General features: G+C 47.6%; 25 protein-coding genes. 11 read left to right on the forward strand and 14 right to left on the reverse strand.

The genetic code is table 11. The annotated features are described in order from the left end of the window. The first annotated feature begins 22 nt into the window (after window positions 1–22). The 3 genes from treC to NSQ37_RS09455 all read left to right on the forward strand — a co-directional run bounded on the left by treC (window position 23) and on the right by NSQ37_RS09455 (window position 3,244). Complete coding sequence (gene treC, locus NSQ37_RS09445; protein WP_341123620.1) at window positions 23–1,708, forward strand: alpha,alpha-phosphotrehalase; 1,686 nt, start codon at window positions 23–25, stop codon at window positions 1,706–1,708. A 21-nt stretch (window positions 1,709–1,729) separates the two neighbouring features. Further along, window positions 1,730–2,446: a trehalose operon repressor gene (treR, locus tag NSQ37_RS09450; RefSeq protein WP_012117069.1), complete on the forward strand. Its 717-nt coding sequence runs from the start codon at window positions 1,730–1,732 to the stop codon at window positions 2,444–2,446. A 132-nt stretch (window positions 2,447–2,578) separates the two neighbouring features. After that, window positions 2,579–3,244 (forward strand): NAD(P)H-dependent oxidoreductase, encoded by a 666-nt coding sequence (locus tag NSQ37_RS09455; RefSeq protein WP_003155588.1) that lies wholly within the window; start codon window positions 2,579–2,581, stop codon window positions 3,242–3,244. 35 nt (window positions 3,245–3,279) lie between these two features. Here NSQ37_RS09455 and NSQ37_RS09460 read toward each other — a convergent pair whose 3' ends face one another. The 3 genes from NSQ37_RS09460 to NSQ37_RS09470 all read right to left on the reverse strand — a co-directional run bounded on the left by NSQ37_RS09460 (window position 3,280) and on the right by NSQ37_RS09470 (window position 9,676). After that, window positions 3,280–4,041: a YibE/F family protein gene (locus NSQ37_RS09460; protein ID WP_007408500.1), complete on the reverse strand. Its 762-nt coding sequence runs from the start codon at window positions 4,039–4,041 to the stop codon at window positions 3,280–3,282. Next, window positions 4,038–5,177, reverse strand: coding sequence for a YibE/F family protein (locus NSQ37_RS09465; protein ID WP_032867787.1), 1,140 nt, complete (start codon window positions 5,175–5,177; stop codon window positions 4,038–4,040). Before NSQ37_RS09465 ends, NSQ37_RS09460 begins: the two co-directional genes overlap by 4 nt. 209 nt (window positions 5,178–5,386) lie before the next feature. Then, window positions 5,387–9,676, reverse strand: a complete 4,290-nt coding sequence (locus NSQ37_RS09470) for a multifunctional 2',3'-cyclic-nucleotide 2'-phosphodiesterase/3'-nucleotidase/5'-nucleotidase (protein ID WP_341123623.1) — start codon at window positions 9,674–9,676, stop codon at window positions 5,387–5,389. A gap of 218 nt (window positions 9,677–9,894) precedes the next feature. On the opposite strand from NSQ37_RS09470, the gene NSQ37_RS09475 reads away from it, so the two are divergent. Beyond that, window positions 9,895–10,410, forward strand: coding sequence for a type 1 glutamine amidotransferase domain-containing protein (locus NSQ37_RS09475; RefSeq protein WP_003155578.1), 516 nt, complete (start codon window positions 9,895–9,897; stop codon window positions 10,408–10,410). 20 nt (window positions 10,411–10,430) lie between these two features. Here the strand turns inward: NSQ37_RS09475 and NSQ37_RS09480 are convergent, their stop codons facing one another. The 5 genes from NSQ37_RS09480 to NSQ37_RS09500 all read right to left on the reverse strand — a co-directional run bounded on the left by NSQ37_RS09480 (window position 10,431) and on the right by NSQ37_RS09500 (window position 15,080). Beyond that, window positions 10,431–11,462, reverse strand: coding sequence for a LacI family DNA-binding transcriptional regulator (locus NSQ37_RS09480; protein WP_015417030.1), 1,032 nt, complete (start codon window positions 11,460–11,462; stop codon window positions 10,431–10,433). A 136-nt stretch (window positions 11,463–11,598) separates the two neighbouring features. Beyond that, complete coding sequence (locus tag NSQ37_RS09485) at window positions 11,599–12,483, reverse strand: shikimate dehydrogenase (protein ID WP_085341822.1); 885 nt, start codon at window positions 12,481–12,483, stop codon at window positions 11,599–11,601. A 63-nt stretch (window positions 12,484–12,546) separates the two neighbouring features. Beyond that, a complete protein-coding gene (gene aroD / locus NSQ37_RS09490) occupies window positions 12,547–13,308 on the reverse strand; it encodes a type I 3-dehydroquinate dehydratase (protein WP_024085013.1) in 762 nt (253 codons plus the stop codon). Window positions 13,309–13,334: 26 nt separating this feature from the next. Then, window positions 13,335–14,528 carry an MFS transporter gene (locus NSQ37_RS09495; RefSeq protein WP_341123626.1) on the reverse strand — a complete coding sequence of 398 codons (1,194 nt, stop codon included), beginning with the start codon at window positions 14,526–14,528 and terminating at the stop codon, window positions 13,335–13,337. Window positions 14,529–14,864: 336 nt separating this feature from the next. Continuing rightward, the gene (locus NSQ37_RS09500; protein WP_003155571.1) at window positions 14,865–15,080 is read right to left on the reverse strand and encodes a DUF1128 domain-containing protein; all 216 of its coding nucleotides are present in this window, start codon (window positions 15,078–15,080) and stop codon (window positions 14,865–14,867) included. Window positions 15,081–15,235: 155 nt separating this feature from the next. Between NSQ37_RS09500 and NSQ37_RS09505 the strand changes: the two genes are divergently transcribed. From NSQ37_RS09505 to NSQ37_RS09515, 3 genes are read left to right on the forward strand one after another with little or no spacing between them, the layout of a single operon-like run. Beyond that, the gene (locus tag NSQ37_RS09505; protein WP_007408507.1) at window positions 15,236–15,709 is read left to right on the forward strand and encodes a low molecular weight protein-tyrosine-phosphatase; all 474 of its coding nucleotides are present in this window, start codon (window positions 15,236–15,238) and stop codon (window positions 15,707–15,709) included. Between the two features lie 13 nt (window positions 15,710–15,722). Continuing rightward, a complete protein-coding gene (locus tag NSQ37_RS09510) occupies window positions 15,723–16,049 on the forward strand; it encodes a hypothetical protein (protein ID WP_015239397.1) in 327 nt (108 codons plus the stop codon). A gap of 11 nt (window positions 16,050–16,060) precedes the next feature. Further along, a complete protein-coding gene (locus NSQ37_RS09515; protein WP_007408509.1) occupies window positions 16,061–16,900 on the forward strand; it encodes a YihY family inner membrane protein in 840 nt (279 codons plus the stop codon). A 185-nt stretch (window positions 16,901–17,085) separates the two neighbouring features. Here NSQ37_RS09515 and NSQ37_RS09520 read toward each other — a convergent pair whose 3' ends face one another. After that, complete coding sequence (locus NSQ37_RS09520; RefSeq protein ID WP_015239398.1) at window positions 17,086–18,264, reverse strand: MFS transporter; 1,179 nt, start codon at window positions 18,262–18,264, stop codon at window positions 17,086–17,088. A gap of 158 nt (window positions 18,265–18,422) precedes the next feature. Here NSQ37_RS09520 and cax point away from each other — a divergent pair, with 158 nt between their 5' ends. Both cax and NSQ37_RS09530 read left to right on the forward strand, forming a co-directional pair. Beyond that, window positions 18,423–19,478, forward strand: coding sequence for a calcium/proton exchanger (gene cax, locus NSQ37_RS09525; protein WP_007408511.1), 1,056 nt, complete (start codon window positions 18,423–18,425; stop codon window positions 19,476–19,478). Window positions 19,479–19,548: 70 nt separating this feature from the next. Then, window positions 19,549–20,343 (forward strand): YfkD famly protein, encoded by a 795-nt coding sequence (locus tag NSQ37_RS09530; RefSeq protein WP_094031586.1) that lies wholly within the window; start codon window positions 19,549–19,551, stop codon window positions 20,341–20,343. A 28-nt stretch (window positions 20,344–20,371) separates the two neighbouring features. On the opposite strand, the gene NSQ37_RS09535 is transcribed toward NSQ37_RS09530, so the two are convergent. Both NSQ37_RS09535 and yfkAB read right to left on the reverse strand, forming a co-directional pair. Continuing rightward, a complete protein-coding gene (locus tag NSQ37_RS09535; protein ID WP_043020670.1) occupies window positions 20,372–21,205 on the reverse strand; it encodes a mechanosensitive ion channel family protein in 834 nt (277 codons plus the stop codon). A 6-nt stretch (window positions 21,206–21,211) separates the two neighbouring features. Continuing rightward, window positions 21,212–22,333 (reverse strand): radical SAM/CxCxxxxC motif protein YfkAB, encoded by a 1,122-nt coding sequence (gene yfkAB, locus NSQ37_RS09540; RefSeq protein WP_045206980.1) that lies wholly within the window; start codon window positions 22,331–22,333, stop codon window positions 21,212–21,214. 146 nt (window positions 22,334–22,479) lie between these two features. Here yfkAB and NSQ37_RS09545 point away from each other — a divergent pair, with 146 nt between their 5' ends. Together NSQ37_RS09545 and pdaA are read left to right on the forward strand one after the other, a co-directional pair. After that, entirely contained in the window at window positions 22,480–22,665 is a 186-nt protein-coding gene (locus tag NSQ37_RS09545; RefSeq protein WP_003155558.1) for an SE1561 family protein, read from the forward strand. A 100-nt stretch (window positions 22,666–22,765) separates the two neighbouring features. After that, window positions 22,766–23,557: a delta-lactam-biosynthetic de-N-acetylase gene (pdaA, locus tag NSQ37_RS09550; RefSeq protein WP_020955506.1), complete on the forward strand. Its 792-nt coding sequence runs from the start codon at window positions 22,766–22,768 to the stop codon at window positions 23,555–23,557. A gap of 34 nt (window positions 23,558–23,591) precedes the next feature. Here the strand turns inward: pdaA and NSQ37_RS09555 are convergent, their stop codons facing one another. The 3 genes from NSQ37_RS09555 to corA all read right to left on the reverse strand — a co-directional run bounded on the left by NSQ37_RS09555 (window position 23,592) and on the right by corA (window position 26,173). Next, window positions 23,592–24,452 carry an NAD(P)-dependent oxidoreductase gene (locus NSQ37_RS09555; protein WP_015417037.1) on the reverse strand — a complete coding sequence of 287 codons (861 nt, stop codon included), beginning with the start codon at window positions 24,450–24,452 and terminating at the stop codon, window positions 23,592–23,594. 50 nt (window positions 24,453–24,502) lie between these two features. Continuing rightward, the gene (locus NSQ37_RS09560) at window positions 24,503–25,150 is read right to left on the reverse strand and encodes a hypothetical protein (protein ID WP_061581196.1); all 648 of its coding nucleotides are present in this window, start codon (window positions 25,148–25,150) and stop codon (window positions 24,503–24,505) included. A gap of 63 nt (window positions 25,151–25,213) precedes the next feature. Beyond that, window positions 25,214–26,173, reverse strand: a complete 960-nt coding sequence (gene corA, locus NSQ37_RS09565; RefSeq protein ID WP_007408518.1) for a magnesium/cobalt transporter CorA — start codon at window positions 26,171–26,173, stop codon at window positions 25,214–25,216. Between the last annotated feature and the right edge of the window lie 80 nt (window positions 26,174–26,253).

A 26,253-nucleotide genomic window follows, 5' to 3' on the forward strand; every position in this document is an offset into this window, starting at 1 on the left:
ACATTACAGGCGGTGAAGAAAAATGAAAACAGACAGCACACCATGGTGGAAAAAGGCAGCGGTATATCAAATTTATCCGAAGAGCTTTAATGATACGACGGGAAACGGGATCGGTGATCTGAACGGTATTATCGAGAAGCTTGATTATTTGCAGAAGCTTTTAATTGATGTCATTTGGCTTACGCCGATTTACGATTCGCCGCAGAATGACAACGGTTATGACATTCGCGATTATTGCACCATTTATGAAGAATACGGAACGATGGAGGATTTTGAACGCCTTATCGATGAAGCGCACAAAAGAGGAATCAAGGTCGTCATGGATCTTGTCGTAAACCATACATCAGTCGAGCATCGGTGGTTCAAAGAAGCGGTCTCGTCACCCGACAGTCCGTATCGGGATTTTTACATTTGGAAAGACGGAAAGGAAGACGGCCGGGCGCCGAACAACTGGGAATCAAAATTCGGCGGTTCCGCTTGGGAGCTCGACCCGGCGTCAGGCCAGCACTACCTGCATTTATTTGATGTGTCGCAGGCCGATTTGAACTGGGAAAATGAAGAGATGAGAAAACAGGTTTACGACATGATGCATTTTTGGTTCCGGAAAGGGATCGACGGCTTCCGGCTGGATGTGATCAACCTCATTTCTAAAGACCAATCGTTTCCTGATGCCAAAGATGGGCGTGACGGGCGCCCTTATTATACGGACGGGCCGCGCGTGCACGAATTTCTCCATGAGATGAACCGGGAAGTGTTTTCGAAATATGACAGTATGACGGTCGGTGAAATGTCCTCGACAACGGCTGACCACTGCATCCGGTACACAAACCCTGAGAATAAAGAACTCGATATGACTTTTAACTTTCATCATTTAAAAGTGGATTATCCGAATGGTGAAAAATGGGCGCTCGCTCCGTTTGATTTTCTGAAGCTGAAACGGATTTTAGCGTTTTGGCAGACGGAGATGCAAAAAGGCGGAGGCTGGAACGCATTATTCTGGTGCAACCATGACCAGCCGCGGGCCGTATCCAGATACGGAGACGACGGCGTATACCGGACGAAATCAGCCAAAATGCTGGCGGCGGCCATTCATATGATGCAGGGCACGCCTTACATTTATCAAGGTGAAGAGATCGGCATGGGCAATCCGAAATTCGATGACATCGGCTCATACCGCGATGTCGAATCATTGAACATTTACAAAAAGATGAAGGAAGAAGGCGTGCCCGAAAAAGACATTATCGCCATTTTAAAAGAGAAATCAAGAGACAATGCAAGAACCCCCATTCAGTGGAACAGCGGGCCGCACGGCGGTTTCACGACGGGAACGCCTTGGATTCCGGCGGCGGATGATTATCGGGACGTTAACGCGGAAGCGGCTTTGCGGGACCCGGATTCAATTTTCTATCATTATCAGAAGCTCATCAAGCTCAGAAAAGAATATGACATCGTGAGGGAAGGAACGTTTGAGCTGCTTGCTGAAGACGATCCGGCGGTTCTGGCGTACGTCAGACACGGCAAGGATGAAAAACTGCTGTGCATCAACAACTTCTACGGGAAAGAAGCGGACTTTACGGTTCCGCTTAAAGACACGGACGGCTGGCGGTTTACGGTGCTGCTGACGAATGATGAACCGAGGGATGGGCGGCCGGAACGATTGACGCTCCGTCCGTATGAATCGATCGTTTATCATCTGACAAAAGCGTGATACACTAATCTGGGTGGTCAAATGAAAGTGAATAAATACATCACAATCTATAAAGATATGGTGCGGCAGATCGAAAGCGGCCAGCGGAAGGCTGAAGACGTTCTTCCGTCTGAAAATGATTTGTGCGATCAATACGGCACATCACGAGAAACCGTCCGCAAAGCGCTCAATATGCTGGCGCAAAACGGCTACATCCAGAAAATCAAAGGCAAAGGCTCCGTCATATTAGACAGAGAAAAAATGCGTTTTCCCGTCTCAGGCCTGATCAGCTTCAAAGAGCTTTCGGAAACGCTCGGAAAAGAGACGAGAACGACGGTTCACCGTCTCGGGCTGATCCTGCCTCCCTCAGAAGCCGCAAAAGAGCTTGGTACAGAAGCGGATGAAAAGGTGTGGGAAGTCGTCAGATCAAGACGGATTGACGGAGAACATATTATTTTGGACAAGGATTACTTTGTGAAAAAACATGTGCCTCTATTGACGAAGGCGATTTGTGAAGATTCGATCTATGAGTATCTCGAAGGAGAGCTCGGCTTGTCCATCAGCTACGCGCAAAAGGAAATTGTCGTGGAGCCGGCGGGGGAAGAGGACCGGAAGTATTTGGATCTCGGCGGATTCAGCCATATGGCGGTCGTGAAAAACCGCGTCTTTTTGGAGGATACCAGCCTCTTTCAGTACACGGAAAGCCGGCACAGGCTCGATAAATTCCGTTTCGTCGACTTTGCGAGAAGAGAAAAATAAAAACGGACTGCCGCGGCAGCCCGTTTTTTTGTCAGTATCAAAATGAATACTATCCAACAAAAATGTGCGTACTGGTACTTTCAAAAATAATGGCTACAATAGTACATAACGATTGAAAAGGAGAGATCATGAATGTCAGATAAAAAACAGCAGATCATCGAAGCGTATCAATTCAGACACGCCACAAAGGAATTTGATCCTGAGAAAAAAATTTCAGAAAGCGATTTTGAATTCATTTTAGAAACGGGAAGATTATCCCCAAGCTCACTCGGTTTGGAGCCTTGGAAATTTGTCGTCGTTCAAAATCCGGAGCTTCGTGAAAAACTCCGCGAGTTCACCTGGGGCGCGCAAAAGCAGCTGCCGACCGCAAGCCATTTCGTACTTCTGCTTGCCCGGACGGCAAAGGATATCCGTTTTGACGCCGACTATGTCAAAAACCACTTGCGGGAAGTCAAAAAAATGCCGGAAGATATGTATGAAGGCTATATCAGCAAAACGGAAGACTTCCAGAAAAATGATTTCAATCTGCTAGAATCAGATCGCGCGCTGTTTGACTGGGCATCCAAACAGACTTACATCGCCCTCGGCAATATGATGACAGCCGCTGCGCAGATCGGAATCGACTCCTGCCCTGTAGAAGGCTTCAACTACAAAGAAATTCACCGGATTCTTGAAGAAGAAGGGCTTCTGGAAAACGGAAGTTTCGACATCTCTGTTATGGCCGCATTCGGCTACCGTGTCAGAGAACCGCGCCCGAAAACAAGATCTGCCTCAAAAGACGTTGTAAAGTGGGTATAAGATAAAAAAGGCTGCCGGGCGTGTCCCGGCAGCTTTTAACGTTTATTTGGTTTTGCTAAAAAACAGGCGGTGATCCAGGACGTAACGGGAATGATGATGCCGATCCCGATTCCGGCACAAAGAATGGTAACGGCTTCCGCACTGAATACTTTTGAGTTCACTATTTTTTCAGCTGAGTATGATAAGTCTTTAAACCAGATAATTAAAGCCAAATAGCTGCCGAAAAAAGCAAAGAATAACGTATTCGTATTCGTTCCTAAAATATCTCTCCCGATGCTTAATCCGAATGTGTACAGATCTTTTCTGCTCATGGACGGATTATGACTGTAAATTTCCCGCATGGGTGAAGTAATGGAAATCGCGACATCGGTAATCGCCCCTATCGTGCCCATGATGATCATGGCTGCGGTAACCTTCACAAAATCCACCCCGACAAACAGTGTGAATATGCCGATATCACCCAATTCTTCTTCACCGAATCCCTGAATCGAAGTATGTTTTGTTACAGACATAATAAAAAACAGCAGCAGTACAATCGTCAGCATTGCAGAAATAAAGGCGGTTACGGTTTTGACGTTTCCTCCATTAATATAAAAAAGAGTAATGCTGCAAATCACGGCGGAAGAGAGCAATGTTAAAACAATCGGATTGATATGCGGGTCTGTCATGAAAATGATGGTGAGAAAGAGAACACCGAAATTTAAGAATAACGCAATAAAAGACCTCGCTCCTTTTTTTCCGCCGATGATGACCATCAATAGAAATAAAATCGCCGCGAGAATTACGATGACATTCATGAGCTTGCCTTCTTTCGTTTAATAAAAAAGATAGAAGCATACAGACTGGCGGGTATGGCTAATACAATTCCGATCCCTCCGGCCAATGCTCTGGCTATTTCCAAGGAAATGTTCATAGAAAGAGTGAATCCTATCGGGGAATCATTTTTCAAATACAACAGCATCATCGGAATAGAGCCGCTTATATAAGCAAAAAACAGAATGTTGGTCATCGCCCCCATGATGTCTTTTCCGATCTCCATCCCTGAACGTCTGAGAGCTTGTAATGAGATACCGTTGTTTTCTTCATATAATCCGAAGACAGATGACGTCATGGTAATGGCTACATCCATGACCGCTCCCAGTGATCCGATAAATACCCCGGCCATAAACACCGTGTGATAAGGGCGGGTTAAATACTGCATTTCCTCATATCTGAGACCTTTCTCTCCGGTTGCCAGCATCACAAGATACGTAATCAGCAGGGAAACGAAAGTGCCTGCGAGCGTCGCGGCAATGGCGGCATATGTTTTCGCGTGAAAACCGCTGACAAGCAGCAATGAGATGACAGTAAAGATGAGAATACAGACACCGCAGATGAAAATTAACCCTATATTAGGATGCTTCCTGTACAAATCTAATGCAAACGACAGTAAAACGGCGTTAAACATCAGGCTGACGATCGAAAAGAAGCCTTGTTTTTTGCCGACGATAAGCAAGGTGAAAATGAAAACCCACGCGATCAGCAAAAGCTGTTTATCCCGTTTTTTATCTATAATGCTTCCCGATATATCCTTGTTTGATGGTTTCCCTTTATCAATAGAAACGAATACTTCATCGCCAATCGAATATTTCTGATCGTTCGCTCCGGATGATGAATACTGATTGGACAAATGAATGAGCTGTCCTTTCTGACTGCCGTTTTCAAGTCTGGCAGTGATCGTCTGATTGAAAATCTTATCTTTGTTTTTATGCATGTCCTGTACGTCAGACTGATGTTCCAATGTTGTTTTCGTCACTTTGGCAATCGGCCGCTCATAAAAAGAAGCATTGTGAGTGACGAAAATGAGCGAGCTGATAAAACAGAGCGCTGTTATCACGTAAAACAGCTTTTTCTTGTAAGACATGCGGTTTCGTTTGTGTCCTGTTATCTTCAAAAAAAGTCCTCCAAACAGGCGGCGCCGTATGAAAGAGAGGCCCTGCCGTGAAGTGTTAAACGATGCGGATGTATGTCTCTCGCGAATAACGTTCATATTTTATCACTCGGCCGTACGGCTGTCGACTAAGAGGGGGACCGAGAGAAAAAGCTCCCCTGAAATCAGATCAGGAGAGCTTTTGGATGAACCGCCCGATAAAAGCGGTCTTTTTATGCTTCGTTCACTTTTTTTGCTTTTCTTCTTTGATGCAGATACAGTGCCGTTCCGAGCGCGCTGATGAGTAACCCGGCAAGAAGGATGGAATACATCGTTGTGGCCGTATCAGGAAGCAGGCCGCCCGGCGATACTCCGTCCTGTGCAGGGCCGGATGACGGTTTTTGTCCGCTTGGCTGCTTTCCGGAGCCTTGGTCTCCGCTTGGCGGCGCGCTCTTCGTGTTTGCGTTTAATATGGTGTATTCACTGAAATGATTTGTATAGCCCGTGACGAGATCGTGTGAAACCGAACCGTTGTCTGTTTTTGTATAGACGTTCTTTTTCCGGTCTACATGGTAAATGCCCGGCTGTTTCGCCTTTTTCGTATTCTCAATGCGCAGGGTGAGCTTTACCGGCGCTTTGAATGTTTTGATGTCTTTGTTTTTCTGCTTCATTGTAAAGTCGTATACATTTGAAAGCGCCCCGCTTACTTTTCCTTTCGGCGTCACGCCGAATCGTGTATCAGCTGAAGCAGCGTTTGCCATCGGCATTTTCATGCTGAACTTGTCATGCAGGATCGTAAGGGAAGAATCCGATGTTCTGTCCTTTAACAGGCCGATTTGTTTTTTGGTCACGCTGAGATCAATCGGCTTTTTGGCGCCGTCATTCTTATCGTAATACACGATCGGCGTGTTTGCGTTTTTGGCATAGGCGGCAAATGCGCTGTCACCTTCAAGCGTCCACGAACCGTTTTTTTGTTTCGTCGGCAGGTACACTTCCTGCGCGCGGCCGTCAACTTTCGGTTCCACCGCTTTTCCCGCTTTTTCAAGCTGCTCGGTGAAGACCTCATAGTCGACAAAGCCAAGGTCTTCTTTATGGGACGCTTCGTTAAAGACGGAATATCCGTCTCCGCCTTCACCGACAAAGTTACTGGTGGCGACTCTGTATGTCTTCTTATCAGAAATCGGCTTTACGCTGCCGTCATCCTGTACGGCCGCAGCTTGAAGAACGCGGTGTCCCGGCTTTTTATTCAGTGTAAACGTGTATGTTAAACCGGCAACTTGAGGGAAGGCGCCGCCTTGAGCCTCAATTCCGCTTAACCCTTGTTCCAAGGCTTGTTTGATCTGTTTTCCGGTTAAATCCGCGACGTAAAGCGTGTTGCCGAACGGCATCACATTCAGCACATCGCCGAGTGTGATGTCTCCTTTATCAATGCCCGCGCGGATGCCGCCCCCGTTTGTGATCGCGATTTGGGCGCCGGCCGCTTCCTTCGCTTTTTGCAGCATGCCGTCCGCGATGAAGTTTCCGAGATTGGTTTCTTTGGAGCGGACATGCTCGCGCTGGCCGTCAAGTGCGACCTTCGTTGAGCCGACTTTTTCATTTTTGACTGAGACGAGCTCTTTTTTAAACGGATCAAGCTCTTTTTTCAGATCCGGGTCTTCTTTCGTCTGCTCGTTCACTGGAATCGCCTGAAGAGAGGATTGTTCCGGCAGGACGATGCCGTTTTTGTCAAATGCGACATCTGCCCGGCCTAAATATTCGCCGTATTCTTTTGCTTGGGCGACGATGGTCGGCTCTTCGTTTTTGACAACTTCCATTTTATTTACAATCGTATGCGTATGTCCGCCGACGATCAAGTCGATGCCTTTTACCTTTTTGGCAAGATCGAGATCACGCTGATGCCCGATATGTGTCAGGGCGATAATTTTATTGACATGTTCCTTATTCTGTATTTCTTTTACTGTATCTTGTGCGGATTGGAAGGCATCATGAAAGACAATGCTTTTTCCCGGGCTTGATGTGACGGACGTATCTTCTGTCGTTAAGCCGAATACGGCGACTTTTTCTCCGTTTACATCAAGCAGAATGTATGGATAGATGCCTGCTTTTTTCTTTTTCCCTGCCGTAAATGTGTCTGCTTTTTTCATGAATGGTCTGAGTTTTGACTCTTTGGACACATCGACATTTGAGCTGACGAGCGGAAAGTCAGGCGCTTGAAAATTGTATTTTCCGGACGGGTCAGCCGCGCTCCCGTTACCGCTCAGGAAGCTGGCGAGAGCACCCGGACCTTTATCAAACTCATGATTTCCGAAGGTCATTGCGTCGTAGCCCATGCGGTTCATCAATTTTAAATCAGCCAGCCCCTGCCACTTTGTGAAATAGAGATCGCCTGAGAAAACGTCTCCCGCATCCAGCAAAATGCTGCGGTCGGTTTCGCTTCTGATTTCTTTGATTTTCGTCATCCGCCTCGCCGCGTTATCAAGGTGGGCGTGCGTGTCGTTTGTATGCATAACGGTGAGTTTCCATGCATCATCTTTCGGCGGATCTGTGCCCGGTTCATCATCTTTGAATTGGAGCTTGTACTGTCCGTAGCCCGCGTTTTGTGATTCACCGATATAGGCGACGTCATCTGCGCGGTCGGCAAACGGCTTTGCGGCCAAGGAAGATTCAAATGTCAGGTTTGTCCCTTTGACCGGAAGGATGGACCAGTTATGATCAGCCTGCGGATTAATCGTTTTCTGCTGGATGATGTAATCCATTAAGACCTGCCTGTTCTCATCGGCAGAAGAGTATACGATTTTATCATTGCTTAAGTGAGGGAATCCTCCGCCGCCTGAAGCGCGGTAATTATTTGTGACGATCAGAAATTCCTGCTTGGCGCTGACGGGCTTTCCTTGATAAGAAAGGTTGACGATCCGGCTTGCATCGGGATGAATGACTGTTCCGTTTTCGTTGTATTTCGCCGGTTTTGTGACATCGACCTGAAAGGTGACACCGTCAATGACATCAAAATTGTATGAGCGGTAGGCGTCATTTAAAAGCGCTTGGCTGCCGCCTTTTGCCTGATCGATCTGATTAAATTGCCCTGCGGACATTTCAAGCCAGTCCTTCACTTCGCTTCCGTTCAGCTTGACGATCTGAACCGTGTTGTCATACAGGTACAAATCGCCGATATTTTTGATGGCGAGGTCGCCAGCGGAAATGTTTGTATAGTAGTTTGAGCCGTTCCGCCCGCCGGCTTTAAACGGGGCGCCCGCCGAGAGGATAGGCAGATCTTTGTATTCCGTATCCTTCATCTTATTTTCGGCGTACCATCTTTGCGCATCCGTTACGATTTGAATGGACGGATCATCTTTGACTTGGGCGAAGAAACTGTTGATATCGGCTTTTGTCTGGCCGACGGGTTCTCTGATGTATTTCAAAGTGCCTTCGTGCGCTTTTTTGACGGTATTGACGACGGTTTCGTTTTCCGACGTCACATTGCCGGCAATCGGCTCGATGCTGCCTTTTGCATCTTCCACATGCCACGCGCTGTCTGTTTTTTCAAGCCGGAGGTCGATGACGCCCGCATATTTGCCCCAGCTGCTTGACATGACAACGGGGATGCCGTTAATCGTGCCTTTATCGATGTCAAATTGATCAGCGCCTTTGTATTCGGCATCAGGGAAAAGCCCGTGCTGATGGCCGGATACGATCGCATCAATTCCGCTGACTTTTGTTGCCAGGTCAAAAACGGCGTTTTCCGCTCCGGAAGACTGCGCTTTTTTTTCGATGCCGCTGTGGGCGAGGGCGATGACGATATCGGCTCCTTCAGCTTTCATTTTCGGAACGGTTTTCTTTGCGGATTCCACAATGTCTTCGACCTGAACGCGGCCTTCGAGATTTTTCTTATCCCACGTCATGATCTGGGGAGGAACAAAGCCGATGTAGCCGACTTTTATCTGATGCTTGCCGCCGTTTTCATCCGTGACGGTTTTGTCTTTTATGACATAAGGCGTATAACGGTTTTCGCCGCTTAATGTTTTCACATTGGCGTTAACGATCGGATAATCAGCGCCTTTGATTGTCCCGTCCAGAAATTCAAGCCCGTAATTAAATTCATGATTGCCGAGTGTTCCTGCGTCATAATGCAGACTGTTCATCACTTCAATGATCGGATGGGTCTTTGCGCCTGAAATAATATCATTTTTCTCATATTTTACGGCGTATTCTCCGAGGGGATTCCCCTGAATCAGGTCTCCGTTATCGACAAGCAGCGTATTCGGGTTTTCGCGCCTGTGCTTCTCAATAAGCTGAGCCGTTCGGGCCAGCCCGAATTCCGTTGTCGGTTTGTCGCTGTAGTAATCGTAGTCCATCATGTTAGCGTGAACGTCAGTTGTGGCTAAAATGCTGAGATTCACACTGGAGGATTTGTTTTCTTCTGCTTTAATGGGTGATGTTGGGAGGATTAGACTAAGTATCATAACTAGTGGCAGCAGAATACGGAGTGTCATATTGACGCTGCATCGTCTTTTCTGTATTCTCACCTGTTCTCCACCTTTCAACAAATTTTGTCATGCAGTACCATTGTAAGAATATTTTGTGAAAGTTCATATAGATTTCATGATGATTCTTGTAAAAAGATGAAAAATGAGGATAATGACCTATGAAACGGATGAGCGGCAAACGCGTTACCTATGTTTGATGTTAGTGTGGCTGGGGTACATGGATTTATGTAGACTTCATCAAGCAGGAGGTAGTAACTATGGGTAAAAAAATTGCAGTTGTATTAACCGATTATTTTGAGGATGTCGAGTATACTGAACCTGCGAAAGCTTTTAAAGATGCGGGTCATGAATTAACCGTAATTGAACAGGAAAAAGGAAAAACAGTCAAAGGCAAACAAGGGGAAGCGGAAGTGAAAGTGGATGCGTCCATCGATGATGTAAATCCGAAAGACTTTGACGCATTGCTGATCCCGGGCGGATTCTCTCCTGACATGCTGCGTGCGGATGACCGTTTCGTCCAATTTGCCAAAGCGTTTATGGATGATAAAAAACCGGTGTTCGCCATCTGCCACGGACCTCAGCTTCTCATCAACGCGAAAGCATTGGACGGGCGCAAAGCGACAGGGTTTACATCAATCCGAATCGACATGGAAAACGCGGGCGCAAATGTGGTGGATGAAGAAGTCGTCGTCTGCCAGAACCAGCTGGTCACAAGCCGCACACCGGATGACATACCGGCATTCAACCGCGAATCATTAAAACTGCTTGCGTAATATAAAAGCGGAGCGCCGTATCAGGCGTTCCGCTTTTTTTGTGAAGATTCCCGGATAACCAGCTCAGGCGCCAGAATAATGCGTTGTTTTTTGTGCTGGGAACTGGTGATTTTATGATGCAGCAATTGAGCCGCTTCTTTTCCCGACTGCCGCGGAAAGGAAGAAACAGTTGTAAGCGGGGGATAAGAAATTTCAGCTTCCGGCACGTTATCAAAGCCGACAATGTCAATATCTTCGCCCGGAATGAGCCCGGCTTTTCTGATCCCTTGCATGACGCCGAACGCGACCAAATCACTGAAGCAGAAAATCGCGGTCGGGCGCTCAGACCGGCGGAGGAGCTCCGTCACGGCTTCACAGCCTGCTTCGCGGGTCGGCGCGCTGTCAATGACATAGTCATTTTTCACTTCCAGATCCGCTTCACGGAGCGCTTTTTTAAACCCTTTCATGCGCTTCGTCCATGTTGATGAGTGCTTCACGCCGCCCAGAAACGCAATCTCCTGATGGCCTTTCTCAATGAAATGACGCACTGCCTTATAGGTGCCTTCCTCATAATCGGCTCCGACAAAATCACAGTCGGCATCGGCAATCTCCCTGACGGCGAGCACGACCGGAATGTCAAGCTGCTCAAGGCGGGAAAGGGTTTCCTCAGCCGTACCTGAAACCGGGCACAAAATCAATCCGCCGACCCTGTGCTCCAGCATGGTTGAGATCAGCTGCTCCTGCTTGGCGACGGAATCAAATGTCGTGCCTAACAGCACCGTTAATCCGACTTCCTCAAGCGTATTCTGAACGCCGATCAGAAACTCTGAGAAAAACGTATTGGAAATGTCAGTAATAATCAATCCTACCGTTGTGGACGTCTGTGATCGTAAATTCGCGGCGACCCGATCATATACGTACCCCAGCTCCCGCATGGATTGCAGCACTTTCTCACGGGTCGCTTCGGAAATTCGCGGATTATTGCGGACGATTAATGAAGCGGTGGATGTTGAGACGCCGGCATGTTCAGCGACCTGCTGCAATGTCACCCGGCGTTTTTTTTGCTGTTTCATACGTCGCATTCCTCACTTGGTTTTTATTCGTTACATCCATTATAAGCGTTTTGGCGCATGAGAAGAAAGAGAGAGGGGGAGAAAATGATAAAGCGCCGGAAGACGGATTGTCCTTCGGCGCTTCTGTCACAATAGGTTATTCAAACATTTGCTCTTTAATATACTGAACAGGCATTTCACGGCCTGTCCAATATTCAAACGCCATGGCGCCCTGCCAAAGCATCATGCCGAGGCCGTTAATCGTGTTGCAGCCGGCCGCTTGAGCTTGTTCAAGCAATTTCGACGTAACGGGGTTGTAAACGACGTCTGTCACAATCAAATCAGGACGGAGCATGGATGTATCTTCAATGACGCTCAAGCCTTCAAGCGGTTTCATGCCGACACCCGTTCCGTTTGTGAAAATATCGCTTGAAGCGATTTCAGCACGCAGCGCATCTTGATCTTCGAGCGGGAAGACTTTCGCTTTGCAAGAAGATCCCTTCATTTCTTCATTGATGATGCGGACGTTTTCTTCCGCTTTTTCGAAAAACGCGTCATTGCGGGCGAAAATAGAGATTTCTCCGAGGCCTTCCAATGCGGATTGAATCGCTATCGGAGTGGCGGCCCCGCCGGAACCGACCAGCGTCATTTTTTTGCCTGTGATATCGATGCCGTGTTCTTTTAAGTTGCGGACGTATCCCATACCGTCAGTGGAGTGTCCGATCAGTCTTCCGTTTTCATTAACGACTGTATTCACCGCGCCGGTGAATTTCGCTGAATCCGCGAGTTCATCGAGGTAAGGGAGAATGTTCATCTTGTTCGGCATCGAGACATTGAAGCCTCTGACGTTTAAGGCGCGCATTCCCGTTACCACATCTTCCAGCTGTTCATTGCCGACTTCAAACGCGAGGTAAGCGTAGTTCAATCCTAATTTTTTAAACGCCAGGTTGTGCATCGTTGGAGATAAAGAGTGTCCGATCGGTGTTGCGAATAATCCGATAAGCTGAGTTTTTCCGTTAATCCGTCCTAAATCTTTCTTCATGATGTATTCCTCCGTTAGTCCATTCATTTGTTTTTCACCCCGCTTGAGGGCAAAAAACGCTGATTACATATGTTTATTTAAAATGCTGAGGACGCTGCGCAATTCTTCAACGGGAATCTGTCCGGGCGCTGATGCTTCTTTGCCCGCTCCGAACGTGCACGCTGAGCCGAAGACTTCGCCGGCCAGGCGGCTGATCAGACCCGTGCCCGCCATTGACATCGTGATGATCGGCCGGTCTGCGTATTGTGTTTTCATCGTGTGAGTGGCATCCAATAAGACGAAAACATCTTCAGTGCTTTGCGGCATCACCGCGATTTTCGGAATGTGCGCGCCGTACGCCTGCATGTTCCGCAGCCGGGAAATGATTTCTTCTTTTTTCGGTGTCTGATGAAAATCATGATTGGACATGACGACATATACGCCGTTGTCTTCAGCAGTTTTCACAATTGATTTGACTTCCGCTTCTCCCGTAAACAACTCAACGTCTGCAAGGTCAATGTGTTTTGTTTCGATGGCGGTTTTAAGCAATTCAATGTAAAAGCGGTCATCAATAACTTTATTTCCGCCTTCTTTATGAGTTCTGAATGTGAAAAGCAGTGGTGTTGCGCCTGCGGCTTTCCGCAGCTTTTCAAGCATGCCTTTTACGGCGTCCAGGCTGTCAACGTGCTCGTACACATCCGCCCGCCACTCAATGATATCCGGGCGAAGCCTGTTGACGGCTTCAATTTCTTCGAGCAGTTCTTTCTCTCCGGCCGCCATCAGCGGCACAATGATCTTCGGAAGCCCTTCGCCGATGACCGTGTTTCTGATCGTGATAGATTGCATGATAAATCCTCTCCCTTAAAAAATAGTCAGGCTTTCATCACTTGCTTAAAGCGGATTCCGATAAACAATGCGAGAAGGGCGCTGACGGCCGCAATTCCGATATCAAGCAGAAAAACAGGCGTCAGGCCGGCCGCTTTGGATATCGCTCCCGTTACAAGCGGAATGACAATAAAAGATAAGCTTGATGCTATATTAACAAAAGATGTGATTGTACCTTTATTTTTAGGGAATAAAACAGCCATAACCGTCATCGCCAATTGCAGAATGCCCGCAGTTGAAAGTCCGATGACAAAGGAGCTGATGACTGATACGGCCGGCTGATGAATGAAAATCAGAGCAAGCAGCGCGATTGCCGCGATCACAGGGTACAGCACCATTACCGTAATCGGCTGAATCACTCTGTTTAACAGCACGGCCAGCAATAATACGGACACAAGCGCACCGATGCTGTAATAGCTCAGCAATTTGACAGCCTGCACCTCAGGCATGCCCAAAACGGTTTGCCCGAACTTAGGAAGCCATACTTGAACGAGCATAAACAGCGCCGTAGATGAAAAGCCTAACAGAATGATCGCAAGGCCTTCACGCCATATCGACGGCTGTGATGTGAACGCGTCATCAGACGGAGAGGCTTCCGTCCGGCCGCCGTCTTCTTTTTGCTTATGATTCGGAAACGGAACTTTTAACAGGAAAAAGCCGTTCAGGAAGAAAATAATACCCGGTACGAAAAACGTCCAGCCGTAAAACAAATGCCTGTCCGCAATAAACGCGATGAAAAACGGAAGCACCGTCGCGCCGATGGATACAAACGCTTTGATTAACACGGTTGCAGAGCTTGCGTTTTTCGGAAATCCTTCAATAAGCGCCGGATATGTCCCGGAATCCAAAAAGGAATTGGCGATCCCGGCGAAAATGGCGAAGATAAACGTGGCCGTATAGTTTGTCGAAAGCGGAATTCCGATTAGGAAAATCAGATACAGAAAGGCGCCCGACACGATAAACGGCCGTCTCCCGAATGTATCCGAAAGCTTCCCGGCAAACAGAAGCGAAATCAGCTTCCCGATCCCGATGGCGGAGACCAAATAGCTGACCCCGGCTGCGGATGTATGAAGCTGTTTTGATAATGCCTCCATATTGGATGCGATAATAATATTGATCATGCCCAGCAGGAAATAATTAATATAAAGACCCGCTGCCATTTTGGTGTATATGTTTTTCATGATGACATCCCCTAATGCGGTTAATAAAGAATTAAATTATTTTTTAAATTAACAAAAGCACAGAACCATTCCCCTTTATTGAACCACTGCCTTTCTTTGAAAACTGGTTTGATAAAACGGTTGCAGAGACAAACTTGAATAACGCTGATATCACAACTAGTATATCGTTCTACTAAATAAAAAAAGATAAGCGGCCCGCTCTTTTAGTATATCGTTCTACCAAGTTCACAGTTACTATACTCCTTCTTTTTATATGTGTCAAACCGATGAACTTTTATTTTTCACTTTTTTAAATCAAAAAAAGACCCGCCGTTTTTCGGCAGGTCTGACATGGGTTTATTTTCTGAGAGAGGCGAGCTCCTCGGCAATGGCCTGCATTTCACTCGGGCTGAATGATGCTTTTTTCATGACCATTTGATGAAGGTATGTAAGATCTTCTATTTTTTCATCACTGAAATCTTCCGCTCTGATGACGCCGACATTGAGCATGTTGAGCTTTTGCGAAATGTCTTCAATCATTTTGTTTAACGTTTCTGTTTGTTGGCTCGGCAAATTCATGCATCCTTTCATGACCGTTTTCGTACCCTTTATTCTAACAGAATTCATTTAGAATAAAAGCTTATTTCCACAGCCGCAGAAAAGTTGCTAAGATGATGATAAGGTTTTTGATCCTCAAAATGCGGGGAAAGAATAGGGAGGTTATCGATATGATACATGTGTTGTTTGTCTGTCTGGGAAATATTTGCCGGTCGCCTATGGCAGAGGCGGTATTTTCTGATATGGTGAAGAAAAACGGGCTGAACGGGCAGATTAACATTGATTCAGCGGGAATCGGCGCCTGGCATGCGGGAAATCCGCCGCATGAAGGGACAAAGGAGATCTTAAAGAAGAAAGGGATCAGCGTAAGCGGCATCACGGCGAGGCAGGTGCGTGAGTCTGATCTGACCGATTTTGATTACGTCATTGCGATGGATGCAGAAAATATCGGACATCTGCGCAGTATGGCCGGTTATAAAAAAGCGGCGCCGCGTATTGCAAGGCTGCTTGATTATGTACCGGAGTCGGACCTTGCGGACGTGCCCGATCCGTATTATACCGGGAATTTCAGCGAGGTGTACGCTTTGGTCGAGTCCGGGTGCCGTCATTTGCTGGAGACAATAAAGAAAGACCATCATTTATAAGGGGGATTGACCGATGAAGCAGACACGCATCATGGCAAAAGCGATTCTGATCGGCGCTGCCGCCGGCGGAGCACTGTCCTTATTACATAAGCCGACAAGAGAGGCATGTTTCCGGAACATGGACGCGTGCAGGCAGCGTGCGGCATTTTACCGAAAACATCCTGAAGTGCTGAAACAGCAGGCATCTGCAAAACTTGATCAAGTGAAGACCATCGCCAATACCGTATCGGATGATCTGAGTTTTTTAAACGGGCAGATCACCAAGCTGAAGCAGACGACACCGCAGGTCATTGACCTGTTAAAAGAAACGAAGGAGCATTTTTCGAAAAACGATCATTGAGGTGGGATGTCATGAGTTTTATAAAGGAGCTGTTTGCAAGGTTTTCTCTCCATGAAGGACAAAGTAAATCGGCGGAGCTGGCGTATTTTTTCCTGCTGTCATTGTTTCCGTTGATGATTTTCATGCTGACGCTCACCGCCTATCTTCCCATATCGGCAGAAGACGTGCTCGGGGCGGTCGATCAATACGCGCCCGACAGTGCCATGTCTATGGTGAAATCCATAACGGAGCAAACGCTGAACAAGCGCAGCGGCGGACTTTTGTCATTCGGGATTATCGCCGTCATCTGGTCGGCTTCGAATGGTATGAACGCGATTGTCAGAGCATTTAACCATGCCTACGAAGTCGAGGAAAACCGCTCATTTATCATCATTCGCCTGACCTCAATTTTTTTAACCATCGCGATGGTGGTTACGATTTTAATCGCATTGCTTCTGCCGGTGTTCGGCAGAGAAATCGGAATGCTGGCCGCAGATTTCATCGGCGCCTCCGGCCTGTTTTTGCAGGTGTGGTCGGTTGTCCGCTGGGGTATCAGTCCGCTTATCCTTTTAATCGTGTTTACCGCGCTTTACATTTTCGCGCCGAATAAAAGGCTTTCCCTCCGTTTTGTGCTGCCGGGAGCCGTATTTGCGGCAGCAGGCTGGATTATCGTCAGTATGCTGTTCTCATTTTACGTCGGCACCTTTGCCAACTACAGCGCCACATACGGGAGCATCGGGGGAATAATCGTCCTTATGATCTGGTTTTACCTTACGGGAACACTGCTGATTTTAGGAGGAGAAATCAACGCGCTTTTACATAAACGTAAAAAGCTTCCTGATGAAAATCCGTACCGCGGGAGCAAGCTATAGAGGAACGGAGACGTTCAAGCTGAATAACGGAGGGGAATCGATTATGACCAAGCATACGAAAAAAGGCGGAAGCCATAATAAACAAAACTCCAAAAACGGCCCGAAGAATAAAACAAGCGGAAGCGCTAACGGGCAGAACGGATACCACTAGAAAGAAGCCGCCTGACTTAGATCAGGCGGCTTTTTTATGAGGCCGGAAAAGAATGGGATTCGGATGCGGGATTGTGCTTTGTTTTCCCGAAGACGAGCGCAAGCCAAATACAGACCAGAATCACCGTAATAAAGTAAAACAGATTGGCGTTTTCAAACCGCTGCATATACCAGCCGCCCGCCACCGGGCCGATCATGCTGCCGAGGCTGAAGGAAATGCCGCAGAGCAGATTGCCCGCCGGCAGCAGATGGGACGGCAGCAGGTCGCTCATATAGCTGATGCCGAGGGAAAACATACTGCCGACCGCCATTCCCGCCGTAAAAAAGCAGCAGCCGATGACAGAAGGCGAGGGAAACAGTCCGGCCGTCAAAAAGCAAAGGGCACCCGTTAATAAGATGACGAGCAGGACACGTTTTCTCCCGAATCGATCGCTTAATAAACCGAGAGGGAACTGGAATACAATACTCCCGATGGCAAAAGCGGGCAATATCAGCGCGACGGCATCGACGGATATGCCTAAGCGCAGGGCGTACACGGGAAAGCTTCCGTTCAGCGCCGTTTCTAAAAAACCGTACCCGAAAGCCGGGAGAAAAGCGACCCAGCCGAAAAGAAGGGCGCGGTAAAACCGTTTTGCGCTGTTATCCCCGGATGTTTCATCCGGACCTTGCGCCGGGTACTCGTTACGTAAGACAAATACAAACAGCCAGGCGGCAAGACTGATACAGCCGGATACGATAAACGGAAGGGACGGACTTGTTTTCACAAGAGGGACCATGAACGGGCCGACAGCGAATCCGAGCCCGAAGGACAGTCCGTACAGCGAAATGTTTCTTCCTCTGTTTCGAGGCGTTGACTTTGACGTCACCCACGTTTGGGTTGAAAAATGCAGCATATGATCCCCGATTCCGATAAGCAGCCGAAGAAAAAACCATAACCATATGGATTGAAGCCAAATAAAACTGAATAAGCTGATGATAACAAGAAATCCGCCCATGACCATCAGAGGTTTGAATCCGAGCTTGCGCAGCGGGGCCTCCATAAACGGCGACGCCAGAAGCACGCCGATATAAAGGCCGGTTGCGTGAAGTCCGTTTATAGCGGCTGATTCCCCGTTCGTTTCAAAAATGACGGAGATCACCGGCAGAAGCATGCCTTGAGAAAATCCGGAGATGGAAACAAGCAGAACCAAAATAAAGAAGTACAGTCGTGACATCGCGTATTTCTCCTTCTTCAGTATCTTTCTTGATCGTACACGGATTTGTCGCGTCCGGCAACCTGAAAATGCCAATTCGGGCTGCCGCGGAAGTGTAATTGAGGGAGTTTTTGAGAAGGATATAAAAAGACTCATTCGAAAAAAGGAGCCAGGCAGATATGAATCGGATTTTTTTCTTTACGGCTGCGGCGGGAGTGCCGCTTTCAGTCATCGGCGGCCTGATGCATTGGCCGTCAGCGGTTTTGTTTATTATTTATTGCTTGACGATTATTGCGCTTGCAAGTTATATGGGGAGAGCGACTGAATCTCTTGCCATTATCGCGGGACCGCGGATCGGCGGTCTGCTGAATGCCACGTTCGGCAATGCGGTAGAGCTGATTATATCGCTTTTCGCCCTAAAAGAAGGGCTGACGGGCATCGTGCTTGCTTCACTGACCGGTTCGGTGCTCGGCAATCTTTTGCTCGTCGCGGGATTGTCGTTTTTTATCGGCGGTTTGAAATACAAGCGGCAGGAATTCAATATTCATGATGCACGGCATAATTCTGGCCTGCTGATTTTTGCCATTATCGTAGCTTTTGTCATTCCCGAAGTGTTTTCCATGGATATGGGGGAAAAAAACAAGCTTGATTTGAGTGTCGGCATCAGCATCATCATGATCCTTTTGTACGTGGCAGCTCTTTATTTCAAGCTCGTCACCCACCGCGGTGTTTATCAGCCGAATCAGCCGGAGGCAAAGGAAGAAGAGGAGCAGCCTGAGTGGTCGGGGAAAAGAGCGACAGCCGTCTTATTTATTTCAACCATTATCGTCGCCTACATATCTGAAAATCTTGTCCATACGTTTCATGCGGTGGCTGAACAGTTCGGCTGGAGCGAGCTGTTTATCGGAGTGATTATCGTCGCAATCGTCGGAAATGCCGCAGAGCATGCGTCGGCGATTATTATGGCGTACAAAGACAAGATGGATGTCGCCGTTGAAATCGCGGTAGGCTCGACTTTGCAGATCGCCATGTTTGTGGCTCCGGTTCTTGTGATCTGTTCCATCTTTTTTCCGGTCAATATGCCGCTTGTATTCACATTGCCCGAGCTTGTCGCGATGATCTCATCCGTCCTTTTGATGACGATGATTTCAAATGACGGTGATTCGAACTGGTTTGAAGGGGCTACGCTCCTTGCCGCTTATGTCATTATGGCGATCGGTTTTTTCCTGCTTTAACCTGTAAAAAATGCGGATAACAACGATTGCAGAGGAAAAGACTAAAGGAAAATGCTATAGAAAGAGTGATATGATGAGAAAGCTGTTTCATGCCACACTGATTCTGCTGTTATCCTTTAGTTTTTTCGCAACGCCGTCTGCCGGTGCAAAAAAACCGTTTAAAGTTCCCAACTCTGTCGTAAGCATTTCAAAGGAAAATACGTATCCGAATGCTTCACAGGACCAGCCGATGCTTCAGCCGAGCAAACTGGCGAAGGAATTGTTAGATACATCAGAGATCAACATCGAAAATCCGCATCTGATAAAGATGCTGAATGAATCCTCGGTGTCCGGTTCACCGCTTGCCATCGGATACCGGGCGACAATATTTCTCGGGAAATGGGCGCTCGGCTATCAGTCGAACGAAACGGTCGCCAACTGGGAATATAAAAAAATCAATACGAACAGAGCGGATAACCGGGGCGGACAGCAAACCGCGGTTATCTCATACGCCCAAGAACAGCAATACAAAATCAAAGGCGGGCTCACAGCGAAGGTGCCGAACGCAGAAGACGTAAAAAGCATGATGATGCAAAAAGCGATGAAGAAAACAAAACTGCCGCTCGCATTTGAAACGGTTATCGGCGCAGGCACAAAACGCGATCAAACCTACAAAATTTCTCCGCAGCGGCTCGGCTACCTGCACGCCTACGCTCCGGCCGTTAATGAAAAAGGAAAAGTAACATACGGTGAAGTGTATTTGGTGCTGAAAGGCAGCAAGCGGAAACTTGTCGTCAAAAATGTGACTTCGCAAGGAATCGGGGCTTGGATTCCGGTGCAGGATCACGTCACATTCGGTTTTCAAATGACAGCGCAGCCGAGATAAATAAAAAAAGCTGATTCCGGTTCGGGAATCAGCTTTTTTGTGTGTGATACATTTCCTCGAGCAATTGCACATTGTTGTTGTACAGCTCCCGGGCAAGAACGCGTCTCACCGCAAGGCTCGCCGAGAAGTATTCTGTGTCTTGAACCATGCCTTTCACTGTAAATTCAATGCCTCTGGTTAATTTGTTCAGACTCATAATTCCATGCACTTGAAACGGCTCCGTCGCATTGAGAAATTCATCCCGCTTCAGTGAATCGCGAAGCTCATCATTGAGCATATCGCAGGCTTTTTCTAAGACGGCATATACCCGCTCGGGATCTTCCTTGTAACTGATCACGACGGACTCGGTAATCCGCATAAAATCAATGTTATAGTTTTGAAGCTGTCTGACCTCACCGTTAGATATGGTAAGCAGCTTGCCGGTCCACTCACGGATCTGGAGGGAACGGAGTCCGATTTCTTCGACTGTGCCGTTGAACAGATTGTTAATCGTCACATAATCACCTTTATGAAGCTGGCGTTCGTATATTAAAAAGACACCGGCCAATATGTCCTTGATTAACGACTGGGCGCCAAAACCGATGACGATACCGGCAACACCCGCCCCGGCTAAAATTCGGCCGAAATCATGAACGAATAAAGAAATGACGTAAAAGATAAAACCGATCGTCGCCGTATACTGGGTGATGGATCGGACGAGGCTTTCAATCGTCTTCCCTTTCCGTTCCTCCAAGAAATCCGTGCGTTTAAATAACACCTGGACAAAGCGGTTGATCAGAAAAACACCGACGTAAAGCACGAGAGCGACGATGATGATCTCAACCACTTTGCTTTTCAAAATGTCCGTAATTGTCGTTTCCATCTTTTGTTAACCTCTGGCTTTTCGTAATGAAAAATCTGTGTCCTGATAATAACTGTTTTTGACAAGGACGTTCGGGCCGAGGCACCGGACGTTTGTGCAGCGGCAGTTCAGCTCTTTGCTCAGCTTCGTCTGTCTCCACTTGTCATATGCTTCAGGAAGGCTGTCTGTTTTAATATTGCCGAGCGGCGGTGTATCGCCGAAATCCGTGACAATGATATTTCCGTCAAAAATGTTGACATTCAGGCGGGAGCGGCCGTCAGGGTCGTTTCGCACCGTAACGTTTTTCGCTTCCCGCAGGCGGAGGAGGAGCTTCTGATCTTCTTCATCAGGGCTGCATGCGTAAAACGGGAGCGTACCGAACAGCATCCATGTCTCTTCATCGCGAATGTCGAGCAGATGATGAATGGCCTGTCTCATGTCCGTCAGGCTGAGTGATTCAAGCGCGCTGGCGAAATCACTCGGATACATCGGATGGACTTCGTGCCGCTGGCATTTCATTTCTTCCGTAATTTGCCGGTGAATATGTTCAATATGCGGCAGCGTCCGTTTGTTCAGCATCGTTTCCGCTGAAACCATTACGCCTGCTTCGACCAGCGTGCGGCTGTTTTCAATCATTTTGTCAAAATAGCGCGCCCGCTGTTCAAATGTCGGTTTCTTCTCCATCATCGCAAATCCGATGTCGGCAAAGTCCTCGACCGTTCCCCAGTTGTGAGAAATGTGAAGGACGTCCAAATAAGGAATAATCCGTTCGTAGCGCCCGATATCAAGCGTCAGGTTTGAATTGATCTGTGTGCGCACGCCGCGTTCATGGGCATATTTCAAAAGCGGGACGACGTATTCCTTTACCGATTTCAGCGAAAGCATCGGTTCGCCGCCCGTAATGCTGATAGAGCGTAACAGAGGAATTTCATCAAGCCGCTTTAATAAAAGGTCGATCGGCAGCGCATTCGGGTCTTTCGGCTGGAGCGTGTACCCGACGGCGCAGTGCTCGCATCTCATATTGCACAAAGTCGTCGTTGTGAATTCAACGTTCGTCAGTTTCATATCTCCATACTGGTCGACATCCATGTACGCTTCCCAAGGATCGTACTCCGGTGTGATCGGACGCAGTGTTGTGTTTTGTGTCATGACTATCTAACTCCTTTATAAATGGGGCATACTAACGTCTGCCAACTGTTAATTTTAGACCTGATCTGCCAAGATCGCAAGTAGCGGAACCATTGAAAAACGGCAAAAAATACGCTACCATTATAAAAAATGAATGGAGTGGAAGTATGGGGAATGCAGTAAACAGCAAAGATCAGCAGCTCGATTACCTGAAGAACAGACTTGATATGTTTATGAATGTCATTGATTCATTAGACCCTGAATCAACGGACGTTGAAGATATAGACCGGCTCATCGGCATGCTTGATGATCTGGAAGCAAAATACGAACGCTTTAAAAAGGATTGGGAATAAACCCCGGCGGATGCCGGGGTTTTTCTTTTTCCATAATGCGGCTGTATAAAAGGGCAGGGCCTACTGCAAAATAAGGAAAAATGCAGAAGGAGTGCTGGTCATGAAATGGTTTTGTTCAATTTGCTGCATGGCCGTTTTACTTGCGGGAGGCATCAACAGCGCAGAAGCCGTGCCGAATGAACGGATAAACTGGGGATTTAAACGCAGCGTCAATCATCAGCCGCCGGATGCCGGCAGACAGCTAAACAATCTGGTCAAAAAATATGATGCCTTTTATTTGGGCAATACGAAAGAAAAGACCATCTATTTAACGTTTGATAATGGATATGAAAATGGGTACACCCCGAAAGTGCTTGATGTGTTAAAAAAACATCACGTCACGGGCACTTTTTTTGTCACGGGTCATTTTGTGAAAGAGCAGCCTGATTTGATTAAACGGATGTCAAAGGAAGGCCATATCATCGGCAATCATTCTTTTCATCATCCTGATCTGACGACAAAAACGGGCGATCAGATTCAAGACGAACTCGATTCCGTCACGGAAGCTGTGTACAACATTACCGGAAAACGGGACAACCTGTATCTCCGTCCGCCGCGCGGCGTATTCAGCGAATATGTCCTCAAAGAAACGAAGCGCCTCGGCTACCAAACCGTTTTCTGGTCCGTCGCATTTGTCGACTGGAAGGTTAACGAGCAAAAAGGGAAACAATACGCCTATGATCACATGATAAAGCAGGCTCATCCCGGCGCGATCTACCTTCTCCACACCGTTTCAAAGGACAATTCAGAAGCTCTGGACGATGCCATTACCGATTTGAAAAAAGAAGGCTACACGTTTAAAAGCATTGATGACCTGATGTTTGAGAAAGAAATGAAGCTGCCGCGCCTGTAGAAAACACCTCTCCTGGTAATGGAGAGGTGTTTTGTTATTTCAGGCATTTAATCAAAGCGGCCCAATCCAGATCCCCGAAGCCTTGTGCGATCCCGCTTTCAAAATGGCTCTTGGCCAGTTCGGCAAGAGGGAGTTTTGCGGAAACCTGTTCTGCGGCGGCGAGCGCCAGATTGGTATCCTTCAGCCCTAAAGACATTTTGAAACCGGCCGGCTCAAATTTCTCCTCAGCCATGATCGTGCCGTAATTTTGATAGACGGGAGAGCCAAAGAGCGCGCCGGCGATTTCTAAAAATTGTTTTTGTTCTAACCCGTACTTCTCCATCATTAAGAACGATTCAGATAACGCCTCAAGCATGGACACGAGCAAGAAATTGACGCTGATTTTCGCGGCGTTGGCCGTTTTTGTTTCTTCACCAGTGTCAAATACTTGCTGACTCAGGATGTTAAGCAGCGGTTCGGCCTTTTTCTTCGCTTCCGCCGGTCCGGCTGTGATGATGCGAAGCTCGGCCTTCTCGGCGGCATCGGGGCGGCCGAGGACGGGAGCGGCAATAAAGGACTGCCCTCTGCCCGAATGTGCGGCGGAAAGCTGTTCTGACAGCGCCGTACTGATCGTGCTCATTGAAATATGAATGCCGTTTTCAGATAACCCGGCAATAATGCCGCAAGCTCCGAACGTTACGTCTGTTACGGCGTCATCGTCTGACAGCATGGACAGCACGATGTCCGCATGTTCAGCTGCCTGTCGGGGCGTTTCGGCATATTCTGCCCCTTTATCCAGCAGGTCAGCCGCTTTTTCTTTCGTCCGGTTATATACAGTCAGACTGTATCCGGCTTTCATGATATTTTCGGCGATGGGGCGGCCCATATTGCCGAGTCCGACGATGGCGATCTTCATTTGACAGTCCCTCCAATGAAAAGTTTTCCACCATTATACATGCAAAATGGTTAATCTGCTGTGTACAGGATTGCCACTTTCAGTTCAGGTTCTGAAGACCATCCGGAGTCTGAGGCGGCTTTCCCCTTATAAAATTCGGTAAATCGGGTTTTGATGATTGTTTTTGAACGGGGTTTTACAGTGAACGTTTTTGATTTGAATGTGACGTCCTTTATGTTTTCTGATAAATCCGGGGTGACAGAAATGGTTTGTTCCCCTTTTCCGTAATGATTGATATAAAGCGTGCAGCTCATGCCCGCTCTTTTTCGCTCAACCAGATGACTGCATTCGCTGCGGTGCTTCAAATACTCGACAGCCTCTTTTTCGGGCGCGAACTGTTTTAAGGAAAAAACGGCATATTCGGTGGCAGGACTGATACCGGAAGCGGCCCCCATACTGAGAAAGATCAGAAACAGCCCCGCCGCGGGAAGCGTCCGCCTGAACGCGGCGGCACACCAGATTAACGCCGCAAAGTAAAGCACGACCCCGGGAATGACGGAGATATGGGCTCCATCTTCCGGCCAAGAGGAAAAGCCGAGTAACTCAAAGATGTAATCAGACACCGTACGGCCGTTATACAGCGGGGCAATGGACATGACACTGAAAGCCAGGAGGACAGAAGAAATGATTTTGTGAGAAAGGATGGTAACGGCGCACACCTCTTTACGTTTTTTTCCAGACTATCATGTTTTCTCAAAAAAAAGAACAGCCGGCAGCCGTTCTTACTTGAAAATATTAAACCAGCCTTTGCGGGCGAACCAAAACAGCATGGCGGCCACAAGAACGGCCATTACGCCCAAAACGATAAAATACCCGTATTTCCAATGAAGCTCAGGCATGTTATCGAAATTCATGCCGTAAACCCCTGCGATGAACGTCAGCGGGATAAAAATGGTCGAGACGATGGTTAATGTCATCATAATGGCGTTCATCCGGTTTGAATTCAGCGTCACATAGCTGTCCCGCAAATCTGACGTCATATCACGGTTTGACTCGATCAGCTCAGCCAGTTTTAACAGGTGGTCATAAATATCGCTGAAATACGCTTTCGTTTCACGGCTTTCTTTTACATGGTCAAGGCTCAAAATCCGGTACATTAAATCGCGCATCGGAATGATCGTCCGCCTCAGGTTCAAAAGATCAGTCCGCAATTCAAACACTTCATTCATTAAAGTGCCGTAAGATTTATGGGTTCTGCTGTCTTCAATTTCATTCAGCCGGTCTTCAATTTTGTACAGCACGGGGAAATATTCATCGACAAGCTGATCCATAATCATATAAGTGATGTGCCCGGGCCCTTTTTTGGCTAATCCCGGAGAAGCGAAAAACCGTTCTCTCACCTTTGAGACGCCGGGCGATTCGTGCAAATGGAAGCTGACGATGAAACGGTCGGACTGAAAAATGTCCACCTCTTCCATTTCCAGTGTGTCCGGGTTCAGAGCGTGGAGCACATAAAAACGGTAGCCGTCATAATGGTCGATTTTCGGCCGCTGCATATGCTGAAAGCAATCCTCGATCGCAAGCGGATGAAAGTGAAAATAATCACGCAGCAGCTCGGTTTCATGCATCTCAGCGCCGAAAAAATCAATCCAGTACCATGCGATGTCCGGTTGTTCTGTACGTGATAGGGGGATATTATCTAATATCTCATTATGTGTTGTGATTGCGGTTATATGTATCATAAACAACCCTCCGCCTGCCATTATATCATGCGGCGTTATGAAGAAAAGTATACGAATTGCCGCCCGGCCGCTTCATGATA

This window comes from Bacillus sp. FSL P4-0334, from assembly GCF_038004825.1.
Lineage (GTDB): Bacteria > Bacillota > Bacilli > Bacillales > Bacillaceae > Bacillus > Bacillus velezensis.

Bases quoted from the DNA above. Each gene is read 5' to 3' on its own strand.
- NSQ37_RS09520 (WP_015239398.1), bottom strand. From the start codon at position 18,264: ATGTCACGACTGTACTTCTTTATTTTGGTTCTGCTTGTTTCCATCTCC.
- aroD (WP_024085013.1), bottom strand. From the start codon at position 13,308: ATGCAATCTATCACGATCAGAAACACGGTCATCGGCGAAGGGCTTCCG.
- yfkAB (WP_045206980.1), bottom strand. From the start codon at position 22,333: ATGACACAAAACACAACACTGCGTCCGATCACACCGGAGTACGATCCT.
- pdaA (WP_020955506.1), top strand. From the start codon at position 22,766: ATGAAATGGTTTTGTTCAATTTGCTGCATGGCCGTTTTACTTGCGGGA.
- NSQ37_RS09505 (WP_007408507.1), top strand. From the start codon at position 15,236: ATGATACATGTGTTGTTTGTCTGTCTGGGAAATATTTGCCGGTCGCCT.
- NSQ37_RS09530 (WP_094031586.1), top strand. From the start codon at position 19,549: ATGATGAGAAAGCTGTTTCATGCCACACTGATTCTGCTGTTATCCTTT.
- treR (WP_012117069.1), top strand. From the start codon at position 1,730: ATGAAAGTGAATAAATACATCACAATCTATAAAGATATGGTGCGGCAG.
- NSQ37_RS09510 (WP_015239397.1), top strand. From the start codon at position 15,723: ATGAAGCAGACACGCATCATGGCAAAAGCGATTCTGATCGGCGCTGCC.
- NSQ37_RS09545 (WP_003155558.1), top strand. From the start codon at position 22,480: ATGGGGAATGCAGTAAACAGCAAAGATCAGCAGCTCGATTACCTGAAG.
- NSQ37_RS09455 (WP_003155588.1), top strand. From the start codon at position 2,579: ATGTCAGATAAAAAACAGCAGATCATCGAAGCGTATCAATTCAGACAC.
- NSQ37_RS09480 (WP_015417030.1), bottom strand. From the start codon at position 11,462: ATGAAACAGCAAAAAAAACGCCGGGTGACATTGCAGCAGGTCGCTGAA.
- NSQ37_RS09460 (WP_007408500.1), bottom strand. From the start codon at position 4,041: ATGAATGTCATCGTAATTCTCGCGGCGATTTTATTTCTATTGATGGTC.
- NSQ37_RS09475 (WP_003155578.1), top strand. From the start codon at position 9,895: ATGGGTAAAAAAATTGCAGTTGTATTAACCGATTATTTTGAGGATGTC.
- treC (WP_341123620.1), top strand. From the start codon at position 23: ATGAAAACAGACAGCACACCATGGTGGAAAAAGGCAGCGGTATATCAA.
- NSQ37_RS09515 (WP_007408509.1), top strand. From the start codon at position 16,061: ATGAGTTTTATAAAGGAGCTGTTTGCAAGGTTTTCTCTCCATGAAGGA.
- NSQ37_RS09495 (WP_341123626.1), bottom strand. From the start codon at position 14,528: ATGAAAAACATATACACCAAAATGGCAGCGGGTCTTTATATTAATTAT.
- NSQ37_RS09535 (WP_043020670.1), bottom strand. From the start codon at position 21,205: ATGGAAACGACAATTACGGACATTTTGAAAAGCAAAGTGGTTGAGATC.
- NSQ37_RS09555 (WP_015417037.1), bottom strand. From the start codon at position 24,452: ATGAAGATCGCCATCGTCGGACTCGGCAATATGGGCCGCCCCATCGCC.
- corA (WP_007408518.1), bottom strand. From the start codon at position 26,173: ATGATACATATAACCGCAATCACAACACATAATGAGATATTAGATAAT.
- NSQ37_RS09485 (WP_085341822.1), bottom strand. From the start codon at position 12,483: ATGAAGAAAGATTTAGGACGGATTAACGGAAAAACTCAGCTTATCGGA.
- cax (WP_007408511.1), top strand. From the start codon at position 18,423: ATGAATCGGATTTTTTTCTTTACGGCTGCGGCGGGAGTGCCGCTTTCA.